Annotated in this window: 18 protein-coding genes; 10 read left to right on the forward strand and 8 right to left on the reverse strand. The window is 68.3% G+C overall.

The window, feature by feature from the left end; genetic code table 11:
• Nucleotides 1–262: 262 nt before the first annotated feature.
• Entirely contained in the window at nucleotides 263–580 is a 318-nt protein-coding gene (locus tag LK409_RS15430) for a virulence factor (protein WP_003814024.1), read from the forward strand.
• Nucleotides 581–638: 58 nt separating this feature from the next.
• On the opposite strand, the gene LK409_RS15435 is transcribed toward LK409_RS15430, so the two are convergent.
• From LK409_RS15435 to LK409_RS15460, 6 genes are all read right to left on the reverse strand, one after another.
• A complete protein-coding gene (locus tag LK409_RS15435; RefSeq protein WP_010927279.1) occupies nucleotides 639–1,859 on the reverse strand; it encodes an ISL3-like element IS1001 family transposase in 1,221 nt (406 codons plus the stop codon).
• A 223-nt stretch (nucleotides 1,860–2,082) separates the two neighbouring features.
• Nucleotides 2,083–2,331, reverse strand: a complete 249-nt coding sequence (locus LK409_RS22825) for a hypothetical protein (protein ID WP_003814025.1) — start codon at nucleotides 2,329–2,331, stop codon at nucleotides 2,083–2,085.
• 278 nt (nucleotides 2,332–2,609) lie between these two features.
• Nucleotides 2,610–3,965 (reverse strand): serine--tRNA ligase, encoded by a 1,356-nt coding sequence (gene serS / locus LK409_RS15445; RefSeq protein ID WP_003814026.1) that lies wholly within the window; start codon nucleotides 3,963–3,965, stop codon nucleotides 2,610–2,612.
• Nucleotides 3,966–4,011: 46 nt separating this feature from the next.
• Complete coding sequence (locus LK409_RS15450; protein ID WP_010930945.1) at nucleotides 4,012–5,352, reverse strand: replication-associated recombination protein A; 1,341 nt, start codon at nucleotides 5,350–5,352, stop codon at nucleotides 4,012–4,014.
• A 101-nt stretch (nucleotides 5,353–5,453) separates the two neighbouring features.
• Nucleotides 5,454–6,086 (reverse strand): outer membrane lipoprotein chaperone LolA, encoded by a 633-nt coding sequence (lolA, locus tag LK409_RS15455; RefSeq protein WP_010929071.1) that lies wholly within the window; start codon nucleotides 6,084–6,086, stop codon nucleotides 5,454–5,456.
• Entirely contained in the window at nucleotides 6,086–8,446 is a 2,361-nt protein-coding gene (locus tag LK409_RS15460) for a DNA translocase FtsK (RefSeq protein WP_003814032.1), read from the reverse strand. The genes lolA and LK409_RS15460 overlap by 1 nt, the downstream gene beginning before the upstream one ends.
• A gap of 41 nt (nucleotides 8,447–8,487) precedes the next feature.
• Here LK409_RS15460 and trxB point away from each other — a divergent pair, with 41 nt between their 5' ends.
• From trxB to LK409_RS15475, 3 genes are read left to right on the forward strand one after another with little or no spacing between them, the layout of a single operon-like run.
• On the forward strand, nucleotides 8,488–9,447 hold the full coding sequence (gene trxB / locus LK409_RS15465; RefSeq protein WP_041937275.1) for a thioredoxin-disulfide reductase: 960 nt from the start codon (nucleotides 8,488–8,490) through the stop codon (nucleotides 9,445–9,447).
• Entirely contained in the window at nucleotides 9,434–10,120 is a 687-nt protein-coding gene (locus LK409_RS15470; RefSeq protein ID WP_010929073.1) for a Smr/MutS family protein, read from the forward strand. Before trxB ends, LK409_RS15470 begins: the two co-directional genes overlap by 14 nt.
• Complete coding sequence (locus LK409_RS15475; RefSeq protein ID WP_003814037.1) at nucleotides 10,117–10,449, forward strand: SMR family transporter; 333 nt, start codon at nucleotides 10,117–10,119, stop codon at nucleotides 10,447–10,449. Before LK409_RS15470 ends, LK409_RS15475 begins: the two co-directional genes overlap by 4 nt.
• A 13-nt stretch (nucleotides 10,450–10,462) precedes the next feature.
• Here the strand turns inward: LK409_RS15475 and LK409_RS15480 are convergent, their stop codons facing one another.
• Together LK409_RS15480 and LK409_RS15485 are read right to left on the reverse strand one after the other, a co-directional pair.
• Nucleotides 10,463–12,529 carry a sodium:solute symporter family protein gene (locus tag LK409_RS15480; RefSeq protein WP_010929074.1) on the reverse strand — a complete coding sequence of 689 codons (2,067 nt, stop codon included), beginning with the start codon at nucleotides 12,527–12,529 and terminating at the stop codon, nucleotides 10,463–10,465.
• Nucleotides 12,529–12,801 (reverse strand): DUF4212 domain-containing protein, encoded by a 273-nt coding sequence (locus LK409_RS15485; RefSeq protein ID WP_003814042.1) that lies wholly within the window; start codon nucleotides 12,799–12,801, stop codon nucleotides 12,529–12,531. Before LK409_RS15485 ends, LK409_RS15480 begins: the two co-directional genes overlap by 1 nt.
• Before the next feature lie 692 nt (nucleotides 12,802–13,493).
• Between LK409_RS15485 and kdpF the strand changes: the two genes are divergently transcribed.
• The 6 genes from kdpF (at nucleotide 13,494) to kdpE (ending at nucleotide 21,681) form a co-directional block, all read left to right on the forward strand.
• Nucleotides 13,494–13,583, forward strand: coding sequence for a K(+)-transporting ATPase subunit F (gene kdpF, locus LK409_RS15490; protein WP_017685545.1), 90 nt, complete (start codon nucleotides 13,494–13,496; stop codon nucleotides 13,581–13,583).
• Nucleotides 13,583–15,367, forward strand: a complete 1,785-nt coding sequence (gene kdpA / locus LK409_RS15495; RefSeq protein ID WP_010929075.1) for a potassium-transporting ATPase subunit KdpA — start codon at nucleotides 13,583–13,585, stop codon at nucleotides 15,365–15,367. Before kdpF ends, kdpA begins: the two co-directional genes overlap by 1 nt.
• Nucleotides 15,368–15,390: 23 nt before the next feature.
• Nucleotides 15,391–17,556, forward strand: coding sequence for a potassium-transporting ATPase subunit KdpB (kdpB, locus tag LK409_RS15500; protein WP_010929076.1), 2,166 nt, complete (start codon nucleotides 15,391–15,393; stop codon nucleotides 17,554–17,556).
• A 10-nt stretch (nucleotides 17,557–17,566) separates the two neighbouring features.
• The gene (gene kdpC, locus LK409_RS15505; protein WP_003821197.1) at nucleotides 17,567–18,166 is read left to right on the forward strand and encodes a potassium-transporting ATPase subunit KdpC; all 600 of its coding nucleotides are present in this window, start codon (nucleotides 17,567–17,569) and stop codon (nucleotides 18,164–18,166) included.
• A gap of 65 nt (nucleotides 18,167–18,231) precedes the next feature.
• Nucleotides 18,232–20,979, forward strand: a complete 2,748-nt coding sequence (locus LK409_RS15510) for a sensor histidine kinase (protein WP_256623964.1) — start codon at nucleotides 18,232–18,234, stop codon at nucleotides 20,977–20,979.
• 6 nt (nucleotides 20,980–20,985) lie between these two features.
• Nucleotides 20,986–21,681, forward strand: a complete 696-nt coding sequence (gene kdpE, locus LK409_RS15515; protein ID WP_010929078.1) for a two-component system response regulator KdpE — start codon at nucleotides 20,986–20,988, stop codon at nucleotides 21,679–21,681.
• Nucleotides 21,682–21,688 lie beyond the last annotated feature (7 nt).

Raw genomic sequence — 21,688 nt, forward strand, 5'->3', positions numbered from 1 at the left:
GGGCAGGCCACGCAAGGTGTGGAAATGTAACCCCACCTGGGGCCCGCCTTGGCTCCCCCCGCGTTTCAACCCATTTCAAAGCCGCGCCCGCCCCAGCGGGATAAATTTGCCGCAACGCAGCAAACGCCGGCGTCCCGGACTGCGGGCGGTTGCGGATTGTCGCCATTGCGGGGGCTGTTTTCACAAATTTACGCGCAAAACAGCCGAGAATAGGCCCGTCGATTAGTCAACTTGGCTGCACGCGCAGCAAGGCAGGTGAAAAATGAAAAAGTGGTTCGTTGCTGCCGGCATCGGCGCTGCCGGACTCATGCTCTCCAGCGCCGCCCTGGCCCGTGTGGATATCGGGGTGTCGATCGGCATTCCGGGCGTGGTGTACCCGGCGCCCGTGTATGTGGCGCCCGCCCCGGTGTATGCCCCGCCGCCCGTGGTGCACTACCCGGCGCCGGTCTATGTGCGCCCGCAGGTGGTGTATCCGGCGCCCGTCTACTATGGCGGCCCCCGCTACTACAAGGGCCATCGGCACTATGACCGCGGCCATCGCGGCCACCGCGGCCATGGCCGCGGCCACTGGCGCGATTGACCGGCGATCGCCGCAAATCAATGAAAAAGCCGCCCGGATGGGCGGCCTTTTTTTTGGTTCATCGCGCATTGCCGGGGAAGGCGGCACGGATTTTGAGGAAGAAGTATTCCTGGTCGCGGTAGCCGTAAGCGCGCCGCTTGATGACCTTGATAGTGTTGTTGATGCCCTCGACAATGCTGGTGTTCAGGGGATGTCGGCATCTGGCCAGGATGCCGTGCAGATAGCCTTTCAAGCGCTGAGCGAAGGTGTTCAAGGCGGCTATTCCGCTTTGCTCGGCCTGCTCGTACCAGTGGTTCCAGGCTTGTCTTGCCCAGGCAGGTCTTTGGTAGAACCAGAGCCGTTTGAGTTCGTCACGCAGGACATAGACCGTCAGCAGCGGCTGGTTGGCTTGCAGCAATTCGTCGAGCCGGACGGCCTGCTGCCGATCCAGGTTGTCACGGTTGCGCAGCAGCAGCCAGCGACTCGATTTGATGATCCTGCGTGCGGGACGATCCTGGCGTAGTTGATTGGCCTGATCCACGCGCACCCGATCAATGACCTCTCGTCCATACTTGGCCACGACATGGAACAAGTCATAGACGATCTCCGCCTGTGGGCTGTGGGCCTGGATCTCCAACTCGTAGGCGGTGGTCATGTCGATGGCAACGGCCTTGATGCGTTGGGCGGCCCCAGGCGGCAATTGTTCGAAGAACGCCCGGGCCGTCTCGCGTGAGCGTCCTGGGCCAATCCACAGCACCTGCCTGCCGATCGGATCGACCACCACTGTCGCGTAGCGATGCCCTTTGTGCAGGGCAAACTCGTCCATCGCCAAATACTCGATCTTGGACCAATCCGGTTCGCGCACCGACGCACGCAGCCGAGCCTTGTCCAGCGTCTTGACGGTATGCCAACCCAGCTCGAAGAACCTCGCCACCGCCTGCACGTTGCTCGATTGCAGCAATTGGCTGCAGGCCTGCGCCAGCCGATCCGTCACCCGTTGATATCGCCCCAGCCAGGCAAGCCGCTCCAGGCGCGGGCCGCCGCATTGCTCACACCACAAGCGTCGGCGCGGCACGTGCAGAACGACCCGATACTCGAATAACGGCAGATCTCGCACCCGTCGAACCGTGGTCTCATGCACCTGGCGACACCGCGCGCCGCACTGCTCGCACAGCATCACCTTGGCCGTTGGCTTCAAATAGATCGACAGCGTGCGCCCTGGGTCTTCGGGCCATTCCACGCGTTCGACGCCATAGCCCTGCCAGCCTCCCAGCGACTCCAGCAACTTGCGATCCAGCATCTCCCTGCACTCCTGATGGCAAATACCTGCCGTCAAGAATACGAAAACTTGCCAAACCCCTCCACGCTATTGCGCGATGAACCTTTTTTTGCGGCACGGCTGGGTTCAGGCCTGTTCGGCCGGGACCTTGGCGGCTGGCGCGGCCGTCTGCCCCTCGGCGGGCTTGTCGCTGCGCATGGCGTCAAGCCAGCGGCGCGGCGCGCTGGAGGCCTTCCACCAGCCGTTATGCGGACGCGTGTGCGAATTCCGGTTCACCATTGAAACGTACTCCATTGATTCTTTCAAAGATCTGCTGGCTCGTTCGCTCGGCGTCCTCGCGGTCCTGGTAAGAAACCTGGCCCGGCACCGTCCAGCATTTCTCAGGCGCATTGCCGCCGACGCGGCGCGTGCAGATCTGCACGCTGTACTGATTGCCCTCTTCCTGAACGACGGTACACCTGACGCGAAAATCGCCAATCATTCGCGAAGTCATAAAACAGCTTCCTTTATTGAAATGAAGGGGACGTGTTGCCAGGCGATATTTTGCCGCAGATATGGCCCTGTTTATTGCCGGTACACATTTATTCACATCAACTTAGGCTGTTCTACGGAGATTACCTGCCAAAAGCGACAAATTTGTGGCTAACCCGGGAAAACCCCCGGCCGCGTTTGTACCAGTTGCGCGCCGTTGCAATACGCGCATGGCGGCCCGCCGAAATGAAAAACGGAACCCGCGGGTTCCGTTTCTGGTTCACGTGCGGCGCGGCCGTCTCAAGGTTCGAGAACGGTCAGGCCGCCCATGTAGGGCTGCAGCACGGCCGGCACCCGCACGCTGCCGTCGGCTTGCTGGCAGTTTTCCAGCACGGCCACCAGGGCGCGGCCCACGGCCAGCCCGGACCCATTGAGCGTATGCACGTATTCGGGCTTGTTCTGCGCGTTACGGAAGCGGGCCTGCATGCGGCGCGCCTGGAATGTTTCGCAGTTGGAAACCGAGGAGATCTCGCGCCAGGTATCCTGCGCCGGCAGCCAGACCTCCAGGTCGTAGGTCTTGGCCGAGCCGAAACCCATGTCGCCGGTGCACAGCAGCATGACGCGGTACGGCAGCTCCAGCAGCTGCAGTACGCGCTCGGCATGGCCGACCATTTCCTCGAGCGCCTCGTACGAATGCTCGGGATGGGCGATCTGCACCATCTCGACCTTGTCGAACTGGTGCTGGCGGATCATGCCGCGCGTATCGCGCCCGCCGCTGCCGGCTTCGGAGCGGAAGCACGGCGTATGCGCGGTCAGGCGCAGCGGCAGGTCGGCGCCGGCCACGATGGTCTCGCGCACCACGCTGGTCAGGGTGATTTCCGAGGTCGAGATCAGGTATTGGTCTTCGCGCGCCAGCGGGTTGCCCTGCTCGTCGACCTTGGGCTCGTCGTCGCCGCCGCCCTTGGTGACGAAGAACATGTCGTCCTTGAACTTGGGCAGTTGGCCGGTGCCGAACAAGGTCGAGCTGTTGACGATGTAGGGCGTGTAGCACTCGGTGTAGCCATGCGTGCCCGTCTGCAAGTCCAGCATGAACTGCGCCAGCGCGCGGTGCAGGCGCGCCATCTGGCCGCGCATGAAAGAAAAGCGCGCGCCCGACAGCCGTGCGGCCAGATCGAAATCCAGGCCCAGCGGCTCGCCCACCGCCACGTGATCCCGCACCTCGAAACCCAGCGCCGCAGGGTTGCCGCGCTCGTCGGCCGCGCCCGGCAGCCAACGCCGCACCTCGACGTTCTCGTCGCTGGACGCGCCCTGCGGCACGCTGGCGTGCGGCAGGTTGGGCACGGACATCAGCAGGTCGTTGAGTTGCGCCTGCGTCTGCGCCAGTTCGTCCTCGAGCGCCTTGAGCCGGGCCGGCAAGGCCTGCGACTCGGCCATCACGGCCTGCACTTCCGCTTCGGGCGCGCCTTTGCCCTTGAGCTGGCCGATCTGCTTGGCCAAGGCATTGCGGCGCGCCTGCTGCGACTCGGTTTCGGTCTGGACGGCCTTGCGGCGGGACTCCAGCTCGTTGAACCGGGCGATGTCGAAATCGACGCCACGGCTCTTGAGGCGGTCGACGACGGTTTGCAGGTCTTTGCGCAGCAGTATCGGATCTAGCATGGTGTGTCAGTAAGGGTTGGCATTCACGGCGGCGGCGGTCGCGCCGCTACCGTTTCCTGGCGCGTTCCTGGGCGTCAAGCTCATCCAGGAATGCCAGCTTCTGCTGGATTTTAGCCTCCAGCCCCCGGTCGGTCGGCCGGTAGAAGGTGGGATTGAGGCCGTCGGGGAAATATTGCTCGTCCGCGGCATAGGCATGCGGCTGGTCGTGGGCATAGCGATATGCCTTGCCATGGCCGAGCTGCTTCATCAGCTTGGTGGGCGCATTGCGCAGATGCAAGGGCACCGGCGCGCTGCCATGCTCGGCCGCGAACTTGCGCGCGGCGTTGTACGCGTTGTAGACCGCATTGGACTTGGCCGCACAGGCCATGTAGACCACCGCCTGCGCCAGCGCCAGCTCGCCTTCGGGCGAACCCAGGCGTTCGTAGATGTCGGCGCCGTTGACGGCCAGCTCGGTGGCGCGCGGATCGGCCAGGCCGATATCCTCGATCGCCATGCGCACCAGGCGGCGCGCCAGGTACTTGGGATCGGCGCCGCCGTCGAGCATGCGGGCCAGCCAGTACAGCGCTGCGTCCGGGTCGGAGCCACGCACCGACTTGTGCAGCGCGCTGATCTGGTCGTAGAAGGCGTCGCCCCCCTTGTCGAAACGGCGCAGGTTCTGCGACAGCGAGGTTTCCAGCCAGGCCGCGTCGACGCTGTCGCGCCCGGCGGCCTGGGCGGACTCGGCCACCACCTCGACCGCGCTGATCAGGCGGCGCGCATCGCCGTCGGCCCAGGCCGCCAATTGCTCGCGCGCCTCGGCCTCGAAGCGGATCTGCTGCCCGTCCTCCAGGCCCTCGTTGAGCGCGGCGACGGCGCGGTCGACCAGCTGCATCAACTCCTCGGCCGACAGCGACTGCAGCACGTAGACGCGCGCCCGCGACAGCAGCGCCGAGTTGACCTCGAAGGAAGGGTTCTCGGTGGTGGCGCCGATGAAGGTGAACAGGCCGCTTTCCACATACGGCAGAAAGGCGTCCTGCTGCGATTTGTTGAAGCGATGCACCTCGTCGACGAACAGGATCGTGCGGCGCCCCTGCCCTTGCGCGACCTGGGCAGTCACCACTGCGTCGCGAATGTCCTTGACGCCGCCCAGCACGGCCGAAATGGCGATGAACTGCGCATCGAAGCCGTCTGCCATCAGGCGCGCGAGGGTGGTCTTGCCCACGCCGGGCGGGCCCCAGAAGATCATCGAATGCGGCCGCCCGGAGTCGAACGCGACGCGCAGCGGTTTGTCCGGCCCCAGCAGATGCGACTGCCCGACCACATCGGACAGCGTACGGGGCCGCAGGCGTTCGGCCAGCGGCACATAGGGCCGATGGGCCGGATCGGAGGCGAACAGGTCGTTGCTCATGGACAGCAGGAAAAAAACACGGGCGGATCCAACGCGCATTACACCATGCGGCGGCCTTGGCCCGCAGGATTGCCCTGCGCGCGACGCAGAGCGTCGCGGCCCTACATCTTCACCACGTCCACTCCCTGGGGCGGGGTGAACTGAAATTCGGAGGCCGGCACGGCGCCGGGCAGCAGGTTGGACAGCTCGACGCGCGTGGTCTGCCCGAAGGCGTCGACCAGTTCGATGCGCGCGGGCTGGTTGTCGCGCAAGCCGATATCGACCTGCGAGAAACCCGCGTCGGCGTTGCGCGGCTTGGCGCGCAGCCATTGCAGGCCGTCGCGGTCGGGCAGCGCGCTGACGGCAAACGCCTGGCCCAGCTGGCCCGCGCCGAACAGGATGGCGGCGGGCGACGTGCCGATGGCCTGATCGACCTGGCGCACGGTGACCTGCGCCAGGTCCGGGTCGTACTGGAAAACCTGCTTGCCATCGGACACGATGAGTTGCTCGTACGGCAGCTGGACGGCCCACTTGAACTTGCCCGGGCGCTGGAACGCGAAAGTGCCGCTTTGCGTGGGCTGGGTGGCGCCCTGCGGGCTGACGGTCGATTGCTTGAACGAGCCGGTGGCGCCCTTGACGGTGGCCACGAAGGTGTCGAGCTGCTCCTGGGCCGTGGCGGCCCAGGCCGGCGCGGCGGCCAGGGCCGCCACGGCGAAAACGGCAAGCGCGCCGGCGGCGCGGCGGATCATGTGCATCAGGCTTCCTCTCGGGCCGGCACCAGGATTTCCCGGTTGCCGTTGGATTGCATGGGCGACACCATACCCGCCTGCTCCATCTGTTCGAGTAACCGTGCGGCACGGTTGTAACCAATACGCAGATGGCGCTGCACCAGCGAGATCGAGGCGCGGCGGTGCTTGAGCACCACTTCGCAGGCCTGGTCGTACATCGGATCGGACTCCGCGTCGCCCATGCCGGTGACCGAGCTCAGGCCATCGCCGGTCTCGCCTTCGCTGCCTTCGAGCAGGCCATCGATATAGTTGGGCTCGCCCTGCGCCTTGAGCGCCTCGACGACGCGGTGCACCTCGTCGTCGTGCACGAACGCGCCGTGCACCCGCACCGGCAGGCCGGTGCCCGGCGGCATGTACAGCATGTCGCCCTGGCCCAGCAGGGTTTCGGCGCCCATCTGGTCCAGGATGGTGCGCGAGTCGATCTTGGAAGACACCTGGAAGGCGATACGGGTCGGGATGTTGGCCTTGATCAGGCCGGTGATCACGTCCACGCTGGGGCGCTGGGTGGCCAGCACCAGGTGGATGCCCGCGGCGCGGGCCTTCTGCGCCAGCCGGGCGATCAGCTCCTCGATCTTCTTGCCCACCACCATCATCAGGTCGGCCAGCTCGTCGATCACCACCACGATATGCGGCAACGCCTGCAGCGGCTCGGGCGCGTCCGGCGTCAGCGAGAACGGATTGGGAATGGGCTCTTCGCGCTTGATGGCGTCGCGAATCTTGCTGTTGTAGCCGGCCAGGTTGCGCACGCCCATCTTGCTCATCAGGCGATAGCGCTTTTCCATCTCGCCCACGCACCAGTTCAGCGCGTTGGCGGCATGGCGCATGTCGGTGACCACCGGCGCCAGCAGGTGGGGAATGCCTTCGTAGACGCTCATCTCGAGCATCTTCGGGTCGATCAGGATCAGCCGGGTATGGCTGGCGTCGGCCTTGTAGAGCAGCGACAGGATCATGGCGTTGATGCCGACCGACTTGCCCGAGCCGGTGGTGCCGGCCACCAGCAAGTGCGGCATCTTGGCCAGGTCGGCCACCACCGGGTTGCCGGCGATGTCCTTGCCCAGCGCCATGGTCAGCACCGAATGGCTGGCATGGTAGGTCTGCGAGCCGAGGATTTCCGACAGCTTGACCATCTGGCGGCGCGGGTTGGGCAGCTCCAGGCCCATCAGGTTCTTGCCCGGGATGGTTTCCACCACGCGGATGCTGACCAGGCTGAGCGCGCGCGCCAGATCCTTGGCCAGGTTGACGATCTGGCTGCCTTTCACGCCCGTGGCGGGCTCGATCTCGTAGCGCGTGATCACCGGGCCGGCCTGCGCCGCCACCACGACCACGGAAACGCCGAAATCGGCCAGTTTCTTCTCGATCAGGCGCGAGGTGAATTCGATCGTCTCGGCGGAAACGGTTTCCTGGTTCTGCAGGGGAGGATCCAGCAGCCCGATGGCCGGCAGGTCGCTCTCGCCGGCCGGCGGCGCGAACAGGCTTTGCTGCTTTTCCTTCTCGGCGCGATCCGAGCGCGGCACCACGGTAATGGCGGGCTCGATGCGCACGGGCTGCTCGTGCACCAGCTTTTCCTGCTTGGCCACCACCTGCTCGGTACGGACCGCCTTGGCGACCTCGCCGACCTTGCGGTCCTCGCGCGCGGCGTACGAATCGCGCACGCGCCGCACCAGGCCTTCGAGCCAGCTGCCGACCCGTTCGGCGATCTGCAGCCACGAAAACGAGAAGAACAGGCTCAGGCCGACCGCCAGCAGCACCAGCAGGGCCAGGGTGCCGCCGGTAAAGCCCACGCCGCGCGACAGCCAGCCGGCCAGCATCTGGCCGATCACGCCGCCGGCGCCGCTTTCGCCGTCGGTGCCGCCGGGCAGGTGCATGCCCCAGCTGTACAGGCGCAGCGCCTCGATGCCCAGCGAACCGGTCAGCAGGAGCACGAAGCCGATGCCCTCTTCCCAGTGCACGCGCGGCAAGGCGTCGGGCTGCTTGCCGCTGGTGACGCGCAGGTTGCTGGCCAGGCGGCGGTAGCCGGCGCGCACGCGGTGCAGCAGCAGCACGACCCACCACCAGGCGGAAAATCCGAACAGGTACAGCAGGATATCGGCGAGATAGGCGCCCAGCGTGCCACCGCCGTTGTGGATGGCGTCACCGGAAACAGAATGTGACCAACCAGGGTCGGCCGGGCTCCAGGTGGCAAGCACCAGGGTCAGCCAGGCGGCCAGCGCGGCGAACAGGATCCAGCGGGCCTCCCTGAGGAGCGCGGAGATGCGCGCTTGAAAGGGAGACGGCCCGTTGCGGGTGTTGCGCGAGGCGCGCGGAGTAGCATTCGAAATACGCGGCATGCGGCTCATTATAATTGGGCGTTATCCTAAAGATACCCGCCATGTCTACGCCTAAACACGCCAAAGTCCTGATTCTGGGTTCCGGCCCCGCCGGTTACACCGCTGCCGTCTATGCGGCGCGCGCCAATCTCAGCCCCGCGCTCATCACCGGCCTGGCCCAGGGCGGCCAGCTGATGACCACCACGGAAGTCGACAACTGGCCCGCCGACGTGCAGGGCGTGCAGGGCCCCGACCTGATGCAGCGCTTCCTGCAGCACGCCGAGCGCTTCAACACCGAAATCCTGTTCGACCATGTCGCCAAGGTCGACCTCTCCAGGCGTCCGTTCACCCTGACCGGCGACACCGGCAACCTGTACACCTGCGACGCGCTCATCATCGCGACCGGCGCCTCGGCCAAGTACCTGGGGCTGGCCAGCGAGCAGGCCTTCATGGGCCGCGGCGTATCGGGCTGCGCCACCTGCGACGGCTTTCTCTACCGCAACAAGGACGTCGTCGTGATCGGCGGCGGCAATACGGCGGTCGAAGAGGCGCTGTACCTGTCCAACATCTGCCGCAAGGTGACCCTGATCCACCGGCGCGACAAGTTCCGCGCCGAACCCATCCTGGTCGACAAGCTGATGGACAAGGTCGCCAATGGCAACATGGAACTGAAGCTGTTCCACACCCTGGACGAGGTGCTCGGCGACGATAGCGGCGTCACCGGCGTGCGCATCCGCAGCACCGAGACCGACGCCACCGAGGACCTGGACGTGGCCGGCTGCTTCGTCGCCATCGGCCATCAGCCCAATACCGGCATCTTCGAAGGCCAGCTCGAGATGAAGGACGGCTACATCATCACCAAGAGCGGCCTGTCGGGCATGGCCACCATGACCTCGGTGCCGGGCGTGTTCGCCGCCGGCGACGTGCAGGACCACGTATACCGCCAGGCCATCACCAGCGCCGGCACCGGCTGCATGGCGGCCCTGGACGCTCAGCGGTGGCTGGAGAATGCGGGGCAATAAGACGGGGCTGGCCGACCTGAAACGGCTGCACGAGCAAGTGCGCGAGACCCGGGCGCGGGCCGAGGCCGCCGAGCGCGAAGCGGCGGCCCGCGCGTCGGCCGCCGCCCCCGAGGCCGACGTCGCCGCGTTCCGGCGCGCGGTCCAGGCCGCCACGCCGCTCAAACCCTCGGGCCGGCTCGCCAACCGCCGTCCCGATGCCACGCCGGCCACGGCCGCGGCCGTGGCGTCGCGCCGGGCCGCCGCGCTGGGCGAGGCGGCGCCGCGCGCCGATGCCGGCGTCTCCGATGCCAGCGATATCGGCGCCTTGCTGACCGACGGCGGCACGGCCTACGTGCGCGCCGGCGTCGCGCCCGACACCGCGCGCAACCTCAAGCGCGGCCAGTGGCGGGTGGGCGCCGAGCTCGACCTGCATGGCCTGCGCGTCGAACAGGCCCGCCATGCGGTGCTGTCGTTCCTGGACGAATGCCTCGAACACGGCATCCGCTGCGTGCGCATCGTGCACGGCAAAGGCTACGGCTCGCAGGGGCTGGAACCGGTGCTCAAGGACAAGGCCCGCACCTGGCTGGTGCAGAAGGCCGACGTCCTGGCGTTTTCCGAAGCGCCGGAGCGCGGCGGCGGCGCCGGCGCGCTGCTGGTGCTGCTGCGCCAGGCCGAAGCCGGAGGCAGGCCATGAACAGCTGGATCCATCTGTCGGTGGCCATCGTGGCCGAAATCATCGCCACCAGTGCCCTGAAAAGCTCGGAGGGCTTCACCCGCCTGCTCCCCTCGCTGGTCACCGTGGCGGGCTACGCGATCGCGTTCTACTTCCTGGCCCTCACGCTGCGGGTCATCCCGGTGGGGGTCGCCTACGCCATCTGGTCCGGCGTGGGCATCGTGCTGATCTCGCTGGTTGGCGCGCTGTTGTTCAAGCAGCACCTGGACCTGCCCGCCATCATCGGCATCGCGCTGATCCTGGCGGGCGTGGTGGTCATGAACGTGTTCTCGAAGTCCGTCGGCCACTGAAGGCGCGGCCACGCTAGCGGCCGCCGGGCTCGCGCAGATAGTCGACCAGGGCCTCGGTGGCGGAGTCCGGGCGCGGCGTGAGCAACGACACCACGATAATCGTCAGGAACGCCATCGGCGCGCCGAACACGCCGGCGGCCACCGGCTGGATGCCCCACCACAGGTCCACCGGCTCGGCGCGCGTCACGCCGAACACCCATTCGCGCAGCCACGGATGGGTGTGCGCCATGTAGGCGAAGGTGGCGGCCAGCCCGGCAAACATGCCCAGCGTGGCGCCCCATTTGTTGGCGCGCCGCCAGAACACCCCCATCACCAGCGCGGGGAAGAACGACGACGCCGCGAACGAGAACGCCGCCGACACCATGAACAGGATGTCGGCCGGCTTGCGCGCGGCCACCCAGGCCGCGCCGAACGCGACCAGCAGCAGCAGGATCTTGGACACCATCACCCGCCGGCCGGCCGACATGCGCGGCGACACGACGCGGTACCAGGTATCGTGAGACAGCGAATTCGACAGCGTCAGCAGCAGCCCGTCGGCGGTGGACAGCGCCGCGGCCAGCCCGCCGGCGGCCACCAGGCCGGACACGACGTAGGGCAGCCCGCCGATCTCCGGCATGGCCAGCACCACCACATCGGCCCCCATGCTGATTTCGCCCAGCTGCACGATGCCGTCGCGGTTGACGTCGAACACGTCCAGCAAATGGATGTCGACCGCGCTCCAGGCGTGCACCCACGATGGCAGGCTGAGGAAACTGGTGCCGACCACCTGCGTGTACACCTCGTACTTGACCAGCAGGGCCAGCGCCGGCGCCATGAAATACAGCAGGAGGATGAACAACAGCGACCAGCACACCGAGCGGCGCGCCTCGCCCACCGATGGCGTGGTGTATGAGCGCATCAGTATGTGCGGCATGCCGGCCGTGCCCAGCATCAGGCACAGCACCAGCGCCAGGAAGTTGATGCGCATGTTCTCGCGCTCGCGCGGATCCTCGGCCGGAAACGGCTCCGCGTGCGGCACCGGCGGGGTGGCGCGCGCCTCGAAGGCGGCGCGCGCCTGCGACCAGAGCGTGCGCGCCTCCTCCACCGTGACCGGGTAGCTGGCCAGCTCGCGCTCCAGCGAGCGGATCTCCACCATGGGCGCGTCGCTGGCGTTCAGTTGCGCCAGGCGGCCGCGCAGCCGGTCTTTCTCGTGCGCCAGCGAATCGGGCAAGGCCCGCAGGCGCTCGTCCATCTCGTCGGCGCGGCTGCGCCACAACTGCCGCACCGCCCGCTCGCCCGGGTCGTGGGCCAGATAGACTTCCTTTTCGGTGATCTCCTGCAGCACCGTGCCGGCCGACAATTGCGGCACCGGCATGCCGGTATGCTTGACCGACAGCCAGACCACCGGCACCAGGTAGGCGATCACCAGGATGATGTACTGGCCGACCTGGGTCCACGTCACCGCGCGCATCCCGCCCAGGAACGAGCACACCAGCATGCCGCCCAGGGCCACGAAGATGCCCAGCTCGAACGAGATGCCGGTCAGGCGGGTGGTGATGATGCCCACGCCGTAGATTTGCGCCACCAGGTAGGTGAACGAGCACAGGATGGCGCAGAACACCCCCGCCAGGCGCGGCAGCTTGCCGCCGTAGCGCGCGCCCAGGTAATCGGGAATGGTGTACTGGCCGAATTTGCGCAGATAGGGCGCCAGCAGCAGCGCCACCAGCACATAGCCGCCCGTCCAGCCCATGATGTAGGCCAGCCCGCCGTAGCCGGTCAGGTACAGCGTGCCCGCCACGCCGATGAACGACGCCACGGACATCCAGTCGGCCGCCGTCGCCATGCCGTTGTAGAAGGCCGGCACGCGCCGGCCCGCGACGTAGTATTCGACCTGGTCGGAAGTCCGGCACACGATGCCGATGCAGGCGTACAGGCTGACCGTCACCAGCAGGAACACATAGCCGATCCAGCTGCGGGCCATACCCATGAGCTCGGCCAGCGCCAGCAGCAGCACCAGCAGGATGAAGCCCAGCGTATACAGCGTGTAGATACGGCGCAGGCGCTGTTCGAATTCCTGGGGGGTATTGCCGGTAAAGGGCATCAGTCGTCCCGCCGGGTGCGCGAGCGGGCATCGAACCGGTTCATGACCAGCGCATAGATCACGATGAGGATCAAATAGGCCAGCGGGGCGCCATAGGCAGCCATCCAGAACGAGAAGGGCCAGCCGATGAAATCGAAGGCAAGCTGGCGCGCGAAATAGGCCGGCACGAAGGTCAGCCCGGCCCAGCAGGCCAGCAGCAGCACGATCAGCCGCACATTGCGGCGCCAGTATGGCGCGGGGGACGGCTCGGATTTGACGCGGGATTCCGGCATGGCTTACCTGAATATCGCGAAACGCAGCACTTGAAAAGCCCTTCGTGCCGGTCGGCCTGTCAGCGACGGCTTTTTAAGCGACAACGGCTGGCCCGTGAGGTGCCAGCCGTTGTGCGTTTTGCTTTTTTTGGGTACTGCTTCGCTTTCTATTTGTATACCGGTGCCGCCGGTTATGCCCATGCAGGGCTTTGTCTCCTCACCTGCATGGGACGAGATTCTGCACCATAAGCGGGCCGGCAACACTAGGGGAATGCCCTAAGAAGGCGCACGCATATGCATATAAAACGCACCAACATGGTGCAAAAAACCGTTTTCTGAGGCTTACATCGCCGATTTTCGCCAATTGTCGGTGAATTCGCCATCGAAATTGACAAACGTGCACTTGTTTTTTTAAAAAGCGGTGAATCCACCAGCGCCCCACACGTGTGCATGGACGCCCGGCCGGCAAGGGGTTTTTTACGCCGCGTTTACGCCCGGCCTCGGAACATTTACCCCGTTTTTATCCGCCGATCCGTAACCTGCCAGCGTCCGCCGGTGCTCCGTGCACAACGCACCACCGGCCCAACCCCGCGGCCCCGCGCCCAAGGAGAACGCTACATGGATCTGGTTTACCTGGCCGTCTTTGCCGCCATGGCGGCCCTGACCGGCACGCAACTGCGCCTGTGCGCCCGACTGTTCGCGAGAGGCCGCCCATGACCGCGCTTTACTGGCTCGGCGGCCTGACGGCCGCGCTGCTCTTCGCCTACCTGGCCTACGCGCTGTTCAATCCGGAGAAATTCTGATGAACGCCGATTTCCTCGGTTTGCTGCTGCTGTACCTGACGATCCTGCTGTGCGCCGCGCCGCTGCTCGGGCGCCACATCCGCCAGGCCATGAACGGCGAGCGCACCTGGCTCACCGCCTGGGGCCAGCCACTGGAGCGCGGACTCTACCGCCTGGCGGGGGTGGACCCCGCCGCCGAAATGGACTGGCGCCGCTATGCCGTGGCCATGCTGGTCTTCAACGTGCTGGGAGTGCTGGCCGTCTACGCCCTGCAACGCCTCCAGGGTTGGTTGCCGCTCAATCCCGCCGGGCTGCCGGGCGTCGCGCCCGACTCGGCGCTCAATACGGCCATCAGCTTCGTGACCAACACCAACTGGCAGGGCTACGCCGGCGAAAGCACGATGAGCTACCTGACGCAGATGCTGGCGCTGACGGTGCAGAACTTCGTTTCGGCCGCCACCGGCATCGCCGTGCTGATCGCCCTGGTACGCGGACTGGCCCGCCACAGCGCCGCCACGCTGGGCAATTTCTGGGCCGACCTGGTGCGCGCCACGCTGTACGTGCTGCTGCCGCTGTCGTTCATCCTGGCGCTGGCGCTGGTCAGCCAGGGCGTGGTGCAGAACCTGGACCCGTACGTCGAAGCGCAAACCGTGCAGGCGCAGCAGTACGAGACCGCGCGGCTGGACGCGCAGGGCCAGCCCATGACCGGACCAGCCGGCCAACCCCTGACCGACACCGTCGTCACCCGCGTGCAGACCCTGCCCATGGGCCCGGTCGCCTCGCAAGAGGCCATCAAGCTGCTGGGAACCAACGGCGGCGGCTTTTTCAACGCCAATTCCGCCCACCCGTACGAAAACCCCAACGCCTGGTCCAACCTGCTGGAAATGCTGGCGATTCTCCTGATCCCGGCGGCGCTGTGCTGGACCTTCGGCGAGATGGTCGGCAGCCGCCGGCAAGGCGTCGCCATCCTGGCGGCCATGACGGTGCTGTTTGCCGGATTCGCCGCCAGCGCGGCGTATTTCGAGCAGCAGCCCACGCCTGCCCTGCGCCAGGCCGAAGCGGCGCTGCTGGCCGACGGCGGCAATCTCGAAGGCAAGGAAGCCCGCTTCGGCGTGGCCGCCACGGCGCTGTTCGCCACCGTCACCACCGCGGCCTCGTGCGGCGCGGTCAATGGCATGCACGATTCATTCAGCGCCCTGGGCGGCGTCACGCCGCTGTTGCAGATGCAGCTGGGCGAGGTGATCTACGGCGGCGTGGGCTCGGGCCTGTACGGCATGCTGGCCTTCGCCATTCTCGCGGTGTTCATCGCCGGGCTGATGATAGGCCGCACGCCCGAGTACCTGGGCAAGAAGATCGAAGCCCTGGACATGCAGATGGTGGCCCTCGTGATCCTGGCCACGCCGGCGCTGGTGCTGGCGGGCACGGCCGTCGCCGTGCTGGCCGATGCGGGCAGGGCGGGCGTGCTCAATCCCGGCGCGCATGGATTCTCGGAAATCCTGTACGCCATGTCGTCGGCCGCCAACAACAATGGCAGCGCGTTCGCCGGCCTGTCGGCCAACACCCCTTTCTACAACGTCCTGCTGGGCCTGGCCATGTGGTTCGGCCGCTACACCATCATCGTCGCCATCCTGGCGCTGGCCGGCTCGCTGGCCGCCAAGCCGCGGCTGCCGGCCAGCGTCGGCGGCATGCCGACCACCGGCCCGCTGTTCGTCGCGCTGCTGGTCGGCGCCGTGCTGCTGGTCGGCGCCCTGACCTATGTGCCGGCGCTGGCGCTGGGCCCGGTGGCCGAACACCTGCAACCCTGACGGTTCCGAACCGAGAACGCTCCATGGCCAACTCCCCTACCCCCCTGTCCGCCCAGGCCGGCCTGCCGGCTGCAAGCCCCTCCCTGCCGGCGGCCACGCCGCATCGCGCGTTCGGCCTGTGGTCGCGCGCGCTGGCCGGCCCCGCCCTGCGCGACACCCTGCGCAAACTGTCGCCGGCCGCCCAGTTGCGCAACCCCGTCATGTTCGTCGTCTACGCCGGCAGCATCCTGACCACCCTGTTGTGGCTGCTGGCCCTGGCCGGCCTGGCCGAGGCCCCCGCGGGCTTCATCCTCGCCGTCGCAGCCGGCCTCTGGTTCACCGTGCTGTTCGCCAACTTCGCCGAGGCATTGGCCGAGGGGCGCAGCAGGCAGCAGGCCGCCGCCCTGCGCGGCTTGCGCACCACCATCGAGGCGCGGGTGCTGACAGGCTTTCGCGATAGCGACGCCGCCGCAGCACTGCCGCCGTACTGGCGCTCGCGCGCCACCTCGCGCCCCTCGGGCGCGCTGCGCAGGGACGACGTGGTCCTGATCGAAGCGGGCGAAACCGTGCCGGGCGACGGGCAGGTGATCGCCGGCATCGCCTCGGTCGACGAAAGCGCCATCACCGGCGAATCGGCGCCGGTGATCCGCGCGGCCGGCAGCGATTTCTGCTCGGTCACCGGCGGCACGCGCGTCCTGTCCGACTGGATCTTCGTGCGCATCGCGGCCGACCCTGGCGACAGCTTCCTCGACCGCATGATCGCCATGGTGGAAAGCGCCCGCCGCCAGAAAACCCCCAATGAGCTGGCGCTGACCATCCTGCTGGTGGGCCTGACGCTGGTGTTCCTGCTGGTCGTGGCCAGTCTGCTGCCGTTCTCGATGTACGCGGTGTCCGCCTCGGGCGCGGGGCAGGCTGTGTCGATCACCGTGCTGGTGGCCCTGCTGGTCTGCCTGATCCCCACCACCATCGGCGGCCTGCTGTCGGCCATCGGCGTGGCGGGCATGAGCCGCATGATGCGGGCCAACGTCATCGCCACCTCGGGGCGCGCGATCGAGGCGGCCGGCGATGTCAGCGTCCTGCTGCTGGACAAGACCGGCACGATCACGTTCGGCAATCGCCAGGCCGCGGCCTTCGTCCCCGCGCCAGGGATATCCCCGGCGATGCTGGCCGAGGCCGCGCGGCTGGCGTCGCTGGCCGACGAAACGCCCGAGGGCCGCAGCATCGTCGCCCTGGCCGAGCGCATCCTGGACACCCGCAGCGAGGCGCCCGCCGGCGCGCGCTTCGTGCCGTTCTCCGCCCAGTCGCGCATGAGCGGCGTGGACCTCGACGGCCGCCTCATCCGCAAGGGGGCGGCCGACGCCCTGGCACGCTGGCTGGGCGAAGGACAGGGCGGCCTGCCCGCCGCCGTGGCGCGCGACGTGGACGACGTGGCGCGCCGCGGCAGCACGCCCCTGGTGGTCGCCGAAGGCGGGCAGGCGCTGGGCGTGATCGAGCTCAAGGACATCGTCAAGCCCGGGATCCAGCCGCGCTTTGCCGCGTTGCGCCGCATGGGCATCAAGACGGTCATGATCACCGGCGACAACGCCCTGACCGCGGCCGCCATCGCCGCCGAGGCCGGCGTGGACGACTTCCTGGCCGAAGCCACCCCGCAAGCCAAGCTGGAACTGATCCGCGCCTGCCAGGCCGACGGCCACCTGGTGGCCATGACGGGCGACGGCACCAACGATGCGCCGGCGCTGGCCCAGGCCGACGTGGCGGTCGCCATGAACTCCGGCACGCAGGCCGCCAAGGAGGCCGGCAACATGGTGGACCTGGACTCCAACCCCACCAAGCTGATCGAAATCGTCGAAATCGGCAAGCAGATGCTGATGACGCGCGGCGCGCTCACCACCTTCAGCGTCGCCAACGACGTCGCCAAGTACTTCGCCATCATTCCCGCGGCATTCATGGCGGTGTACCCGCAGCTGGCGCAACTCAATGTGATGGGCCTGGCCACGCCCGCCTCGGCCATTCTTTCGGCCGTCATTTTCAACGCCCTGATCATCGTGGCCCTGATTCCGCTGGCGCTCAAGGGCGTGCGCTACCGCCCGCTCGGCGCGGCGGTGCTGCTGCGCCGCAACCTGCTGGTCTATGGGCTGGGCGGGCTGCTGGCGCCCTTTGCCGGCATCAAACTGATCGACATGGCGCTGGCCGCCCTGGGCTGGACCTGACAAAAGGAGCATGACCATGCACCCTCCGCTTCCCCCCGCCGGGCGCCCCCTGCGCGCCGCCCTGGTGATCTTCCTGGCGCTGTCCGTGCTGCTCGGACTGCTTTATCCGCTGGCCACCACCGGCGTGGCCCGCCTGCTGTGGCCCTTCCAGGCCGGCGGCTCGCTGCTCGAGCAGGACGGCCGCGTGGTCGGCTCGGCGCTGATCGGCCAGTCGTTCACCGATCCGCGCTATTTCTGGGGCCGGCCATCGGCCACCGCGCCCATGCCCTACAACGCCGCCGCCTCGGGCGGATCGAACCTGGGCCCCGCCAACCCGGCGCTGGCGCAGGCCGTCCGGGCGCGCATCGCCGCCTTGCGGGCGGCCGATCCCGGCAATCCGGCGCCGATTCCGGTGGATCTCGCCACCGCTTCGGGCAGCGGCCTGGATCCGCACATCAGCCCGGCGGCGGCCGGTTACCAGGCCGCCCGCGTGGCGCGCGCCCGCGGCCTGCCCACCGCCACGGTGGAGCAGCTCATCGCCCGGCACACGGAACGCCCGGTGCCGGACATCCTGGGCGAACCGGTCGTCAATGTGCTGGCCCTCAACCTGGCGCTGGACCGCCTGCGCTGAAGCGGCGCGCGTATAGTATGCGTGCCGCCTGCGCGCGACCCGTCCCGACGCGACACCTCCACCCCATGGCCGACCCCGGCAACGACCGCCTCGACCCCGACCGCCTGCTCCAGACCCTGGAGCAGGCGCAGTCCGACGCCCGGCGCGGGCGGCTGCGCATCTACTTCGGCGCCTGCGCCGGCGTAGGCAAGACCTATGCCATGCTGGCCGCGGCGCGCGCCCAGGCCGCGCAGGGCGTGGATGTCGTGGCGGGGCTGGTCGAAACCCACGGCCGCGCCGACACCGCCGCGCTCCTCGATACGCTGCCCGCCCTGCCCCTGCAGACGCTCGACTTCCAGGGACGCCGCCTGCGCGAATTCGACCTGCAGGCCGCCGTGGCGCGCCGGCCCCGCCTGCTGCTGCTCGACGAACTGGCGCACACCAACGCGCCCGGGGCGCGCCACGCCAAGCGCTGGCAGGACATCGAGGAACTGCTGGCGGCCGGCATCGACGTCTGGACCACCCTCAACGTCCAGCACCTGGAAAGCCTGAACGAGGCAGTCGGCGGCATCACCGGCGTGCGTGTGCGCGAAACCGTGCCCGACTCGGTATTCGATGCGGCCGACGAGATCATCCTGGTGGACCTGTCGGCCGACGAATTGCTGCGCCGCCTGCGCGAAGGCCGGGTCTATGTGCCGGAACAGGCCCGCCACGCCAGCCGGCACTTCTTCCGCAAGGGCAATCTGATCGCCCTGCGCGAACTGGCGCTGCGCCGCACCGCCGAACACGTCGACGACGATGTGCGCGCGTACCGCCACGAACGCGCGATCGAGCCGGTCTGGCGCACGCGCGAGGCCGTGGTCGCCTGTATCGACGCCGACCCGCATGCCGAGCATGTGCTGCGCAGCGCGCACCGGCTGGCCCAGCAGCTGGACTGCGAGTGGCATGCCATCACCATCGAGGCGCCGCGGGTCGCGCCCCTGCCGCGCGCCGGCCGGGCGCGGCTGGACCAGGCGCTGGCGCTGGCCGAGACGCTGGGCGCGCATGTCGAGACCGTGGCCGGCACCGACATGGTCGACGCCGCGACCCGCTACATGCGCCGCCACAACATCACCAAGGCCGTGGTCGGGCGCGACGCGTGGCGCCGCCGCGGCCTGTCGGGCCTGCTGGATGCCGCCCTGACGCCGGGCCGGCTGCTGCGCCGGCGCAGCTTCGCCGATGCCCTGGCGTCGGCCTGCCCGGAAGCGGACATCGTGCGGGTCGGCGCGCCCTCGGCAGCCACGGCCGCGCCGCGGCGCGACCCGCGTTCGTGGCGCAACGCTCCCGCGCCTGCCGGCCACGCCGCCGCCGGCGCCTACCTGTGGACCCTGGCCTATTGCGCGGCGGCCACCCTAGCCTCGCGCCTGGCCTTTCCCGTTCTGCACCAGACCAATATCGTCATGATCTTCCTGCTGGCGGTCGTGGCGGCGGCCCTGCGCCACGGACGCGGGCCGGCGGCGCTGGCCTCGGTGGTCAGCGTCGCGCTGTTCGATTTCTTCTTCGTGCAGCCATTGGCCTCGTTCGCCGTCTCGGACGTGCAGTACCTGCTGACGTTCGCGGTCCTGCTGACGGTCGGGCTGCTGATCGGCCAGCTGACCGCCGGCTTGCGCCAGCAGGCCCGGGCCGCCGCCAGGCGCGAGGCCGATGCGCGCGGCCTGTACGAGTTCGCGCGGGAGCTGTCCGCGGCCCTGCAGCCGGAGCAAATCGCCGGCGCGGCCTCGGCATTCCTGAACGCCGCGTTCGGCGCCCGCGGCGCCCTCTACATACTGGGCCTGGACGACCGGCTGCGGCTGGCGCCCGGCGCCGGCGACGCGGCGCTCGAACCCGCTCTGGCGCAATGGGCCTTCGACCACGGCCAGGCCTGTGGCGCCGGCACCGACACCCTGTCGAACAGCCCCGTGCTGTACCTGCCCCTGCGCGCGCCCATGCGGGTGCGCGGCGTGCTGGCCCTGCACCACGCCGGCCCGCCGCTCTACAGCGCGGCGCCGGCGCGCCGCCAACTCGACGCCTACGCCACCCTGATCGCCATCGCCATCGAACGGCTGCACTATGTGGAAGTCGCCCAGCAGGCGCTGCTCAGTATCGAATCCGAACGCCTGCGCAACGCCCTGCTGGCGGCGGTCTCGCACGATCTGCGCACGCCGCTGACCAGTTTGCTCGGCATGGCCGAGACCCTGCAGCGCTCGCCCGCCGCCATGACGCCGGCCGCGCTCGAAACCGTGGCCGCCATGCAGGACCAGGCGCGGCGCATGCACGCGCTGGTCGTCAACCTGCTGGACATGGCGCGGCTGCAAAGCCACGATGCGCCGCTGCGGCGCCAATGGCAATCGGTCGAGGAGCTGGTGGGCTCGGCCCTGGCGGCCATGAACGCCGCGCTGCAGGATCGCCCCGTCACGGTCGCGCCGCTTTCTGCCCTGCCGCTGGTGGAATGCGATGGCATCCTGATCGAACGGGTGCTGTGCAACCTGCTGGAAAATGCCGCCAAATACACGCCGCCCGGCAGTGCCATCCACATCGACGCCCTGGCCGACGCCCATACCCTGCAGGTACGGGTGGCCGATGACGGGGCGGGCGTCGCGCAGGCCGACCGCCAGCGGATCTTCGAGAAATTCGCGCGCGGCCAGCGCGAGTCGGCCACCCCCGGCGCGGGCCTCGGGCTGGCCGTATGCCGCGCCATCCTGGATGCCCACCAGGGCCGCATCTGGGTCGAGCCGGCCCGGCGCCTGCGCGGCGCCTGCTTCGTCTTCGCGCTGCCGCTGAGCCCGCCGCCGGCCGTGCCCCCCGAACCCGCCTGACCCGCCATGCCCGATTACCGCCCCACCGTACTGATCGTCGAGGACGATGCCCATATCCGCCGCTTCGTGCGCAGCGCGCTCGAAGCCGAAGGCTGCGAGGTCCACGAGACCGACACCGTGAGGCGGGGGCTGATCGAGGCCGGCACGCGCCAGCCCGATGCCGTGGTGCTGGACCTGGGCCTGCCCGACGAGGATGGCATGGCGCTGTTGCGCGAACTGCGCGGCTGGACCGAACTGCCGGTGCTGGTGTTGTCGGCGCGCAGCAGCGAAGGCGACAAGATCGCTGCCCTGGATGCCGGCGCCGACGACTACCTGACCAAGCCGTTCGGCGTCGGCGAACTGCTGGCGCACCTGCGCGTGCTGTTGCGCCGGCACGCCCGCGGCGGCGCCGGCAATGCCGCGCAGGCCGGTTTCGGCGACGTGCAGATCGACCTGGCCCGGCGGGTCGTCACCCGCGCGGGCGAGCACGTACACCTCACCCAGATCGAATACCGGCTGCTCGCTGCGCTGGTGGCATCGCGCGGCAAGGTCATGACGCACCGCGAGCTGCTGCGCGAGGTATGGGGGCCCTCCCATGTGGAAAGCCACCATTACCTGCGCATCTACATGGGCCACCTGCGGCAGAAGCTGGAAGCCGATCCGGCCCGGCCGCGCTACCTGCTGACGGAAATCGGCGTGGGCTACCGCTACGCGGGCGAATAGCCGCCCG

Source organism: Bordetella parapertussis, from assembly GCF_020735925.1.
In the GTDB taxonomy this organism is placed as follows: Bacteria; Pseudomonadota; Gammaproteobacteria; order Burkholderiales; family Burkholderiaceae_B; genus Bordetella; species Bordetella pertussis.

Excerpts from the sequence above, each read along its gene's own strand:
- LK409_RS15470 (WP_010929073.1), top strand. The coding sequence starts at position 9,434 with ATGCGGGGCAATAAGACGGGGCTGGCCGACCTGAAACGGCTGCACGAG.
- LK409_RS15485 (WP_003814042.1), bottom strand. The coding sequence starts at position 12,801 with ATGCCGGAATCCCGCGTCAAATCCGAGCCGTCCCCCGCGCCATACTGG.
- LK409_RS15510 (WP_256623964.1), top strand. The coding sequence starts at position 18,232 with ATGGCCGACCCCGGCAACGACCGCCTCGACCCCGACCGCCTGCTCCAG.
- LK409_RS15460 (WP_003814032.1), bottom strand. The coding sequence starts at position 8,446 with ATGCCGCGTATTTCGAATGCTACTCCGCGCGCCTCGCGCAACACCCGC.
- LK409_RS15430 (WP_003814024.1), top strand. The coding sequence starts at position 263 with ATGAAAAAGTGGTTCGTTGCTGCCGGCATCGGCGCTGCCGGACTCATG.
- LK409_RS15450 (WP_010930945.1), bottom strand. The coding sequence starts at position 5,352 with ATGAGCAACGACCTGTTCGCCTCCGATCCGGCCCATCGGCCCTATGTG.
- kdpF (WP_017685545.1), top strand. The coding sequence starts at position 13,494 with ATGACCGCGCTTTACTGGCTCGGCGGCCTGACGGCCGCGCTGCTCTTC.
- LK409_RS15480 (WP_010929074.1), bottom strand. The coding sequence starts at position 12,529 with ATGCCCTTTACCGGCAATACCCCCCAGGAATTCGAACAGCGCCTGCGC.
- LK409_RS15435 (WP_010927279.1), bottom strand. The coding sequence starts at position 1,859 with ATGCTGGATCGCAAGTTGCTGGAGTCGCTGGGAGGCTGGCAGGGCTAT.
- kdpC (WP_003821197.1), top strand. The coding sequence starts at position 17,567 with ATGACCATGCACCCTCCGCTTCCCCCCGCCGGGCGCCCCCTGCGCGCC.
- trxB (WP_041937275.1), top strand. The coding sequence starts at position 8,488 with ATGTCTACGCCTAAACACGCCAAAGTCCTGATTCTGGGTTCCGGCCCC.
- kdpE (WP_010929078.1), top strand. The coding sequence starts at position 20,986 with ATGCCCGATTACCGCCCCACCGTACTGATCGTCGAGGACGATGCCCAT.
- LK409_RS15475 (WP_003814037.1), top strand. The coding sequence starts at position 10,117 with ATGAACAGCTGGATCCATCTGTCGGTGGCCATCGTGGCCGAAATCATC.
- serS (WP_003814026.1), bottom strand. The coding sequence starts at position 3,965 with ATGCTAGATCCGATACTGCTGCGCAAAGACCTGCAAACCGTCGTCGAC.
- lolA (WP_010929071.1), bottom strand. The coding sequence starts at position 6,086 with ATGCACATGATCCGCCGCGCCGCCGGCGCGCTTGCCGTTTTCGCCGTG.
- kdpB (WP_010929076.1), top strand. The coding sequence starts at position 15,391 with ATGGCCAACTCCCCTACCCCCCTGTCCGCCCAGGCCGGCCTGCCGGCT.
- kdpA (WP_010929075.1), top strand. The coding sequence starts at position 13,583 with ATGAACGCCGATTTCCTCGGTTTGCTGCTGCTGTACCTGACGATCCTG.
- LK409_RS22825 (WP_003814025.1), bottom strand. The coding sequence starts at position 2,331 with ATGACTTCGCGAATGATTGGCGATTTTCGCGTCAGGTGTACCGTCGTT.